Source organism: Pseudonocardia sp. Ae505_Ps2 (assembly GCF_001932425.1).
Classification (GTDB): Bacteria; Actinomycetota; Actinomycetes; order Mycobacteriales; family Pseudonocardiaceae; genus Pseudonocardia.
Map to the genome: position 1 here is coordinate 11054 of NZ_MCIP01000003.1, position 2146 is coordinate 13199.

The window sequence follows — 2146 nt, forward strand, 5'->3', positions numbered from 1 at the left end:
CCACCGCCGCGGCCCGGTAGTAGAAACACGCCTAGTTTGCGTCGCCTGGCCTGGTGTCGGCCTGTACAGTCGCACGCGCGACCTCCTAAGAGGTAGTTCAGTCGAGGACCCCCCGCCGCGCCGCGAAACGAGACGGGGGGTCTTCGCATGTTCAGGGTCGGTTAGGCGCTGAGGTCCAACTGCTCCGGGTGGTCGGGCACAGGGAAGCCGTGAGCCTTGGCCACCAGCCGGATCAGATACTCGTTGAGGCTGAGTCCGAGCGCGGTCGCGCGCTCCTCGTAGAGGGCCCGGTGTTCGGCTGGCCAGTGCACCTTGCAGGGGTTGCGTGGCCCCCAGCGTGGCGTTGGTCCATATGACATGAGCCATTCCTACCGGAACCCGACTCTGACTCGGGGTCGACGCGCCGATGACGCTGGATCGTGTGTTCATCGGTTCCTCCTCCTGCCTGTCCAGGACCACGGCCCCGGCAGGTCGACACGCTGGCGGTCCGCGCGGCTGTTCCAGGACCACGGTCCGAGCCGGACGGTCACCGACGTGATCCGCCACCGGAGCCATCCGGTGGACGCGGCGTTGATCACGAGGGGGCCGAGCGGGAGGCGTTTGCGGCCGTGCACGCCCATCAGAACGGCCCCTCGTTCTCGTCCTGGCCCTCGCCGTCGCCCTGTGGCTTCTCGGTCCGGGGCGGTCGGGTTCTGCGGTCGGCGGTCTCCCCGGTGTGCGGGTCGACCGGCGCCGCGCCTCCGTTCCTGCCGCGCTTCGTGATGGCGACAGTGGCGAACTGGGTCGAGGCGCCCACCTCGTCGGCCTGCATCTCGATCACGGTGCGCTTGTCGCCTTCCCGGGTCTCGAACGAGCGCTGCACGAGGCGGCCGTGCACGATCAGGCGGTCTCCCTTGCGGGCGGACTCGGCGAGGTTTTCCGCGGGATCGCGCCACAGAGTGCAGCGCAGAAACAGCGGGTCGCCGTCGCGCCATTCGCCGGTCTGCCGGTCGAATGTGCGCGGATTCGATGCGACGGTGAAGTTCGCGACCGCGGTTCCGGACTCGGTGAATCGCAGCTCGGGGTCGGCCGTGAGGTGCCCGATGATGGTGGTGACGATCTCTCCGGACATACCGATCGGTGTCCTTTCTTGGCGAGTTTCTGAAGGGTTGTGTTTCTGGTTTTTTGTTGTGTCGGTCAGGCTACTTCGGCGGGTTGTTCGGAGGTTTCCTGTTCCCACATGGCGCCCCACTCGTCAAGGCTCTGAGTGGTCCACGTGGGAGACCGTCCTGACCGTTGCGTGTTCGGGATCTCGTGGGCCTGTCGCCGCTTCCTGAAGGTTTCCGGATGAATGCCCAGGTAGGCGGCTGCGTCCACGTTTCCTGTCACCCACTCCGCGCCGCGCTGCGTCGATTCCTCGGCGGCCGGCGTCCCCGGTTCCCACTTCCCACTCCCCTCAGTTGGCCCAGCGACAGCGGCCTCGGTCGCCGTGTCATGGGAAGTAGTTGTGGCCCACTGCTTGATTTCGTCGTCGGTGGCCCAAATGTTCTGAACCCACGTCTCGGATTCGCCGTCGGAATAGATCCAGCGGCCCCGTTCCGGGCGCGACCGTGGCACCGGAAACGTTCCGGCGAGACGCATCCAGTTCTGCCGACGGAATCCCGCGAGCCCACGGAACCCGAGGCTCGTGATAAGCCCGATTCCACCGGTGATCTGGTGGTCGATTCGTTGTCCGGCGAGCACGATGTGAACGCGGAACGCCGCGCCTTGCCACATGATCGCGGCGATGTCGTCCCACACCGGTGGGTGCGCCGGATCGCCCTTCTCCTTGATCTGGCGCCACAACTGCATGGACTGAGCCGAGAACTGTGACAGTTCGTCGATCAGGAGCAGGTGGAAGGGGAATTCAAGCGTCGGGTCGTCGGCCCGCTCGTTGCATCGCCGATCCATGAGTTTCTTGACGTGGCGGATACCGTTCCACATCGCCGCGATATCGGCCGGATCGTTGTGCAGGTGGAACCGGGGAACACCGAACAGTGACTTGAAGGATTCCCGCTTAACGTCGATTCCGGTGGCCTCCGCGGCGGGGTCCTGATGCAGGATTTGAGCCGCCGACAGGGACAGGAACGTGCTCTTTCCGCGCCGGGATCCGACCTCGAATCCCCAG

At 65.7% G+C, this 2146-nt stretch carries 2 protein-coding genes; both read right to left on the minus strand.

The window, feature by feature from the left end; all coding sequences use genetic code 11:
* Positions 1-619: 619 nt before the first annotated feature.
* A complete protein-coding gene (gene ssb, locus Ae505Ps2_RS34360; RefSeq protein WP_075313479.1) occupies positions 620-1111 on the minus strand; it encodes a single-stranded DNA-binding protein in 492 nt (163 codons plus the stop codon).
* Between the two features lie 65 nt (positions 1112-1176).
* The coding region (locus tag Ae505Ps2_RS34365; RefSeq protein ID WP_170917172.1) for a hypothetical protein at positions 1177-2146 on the minus strand (970 nt) is incomplete at its 5' end.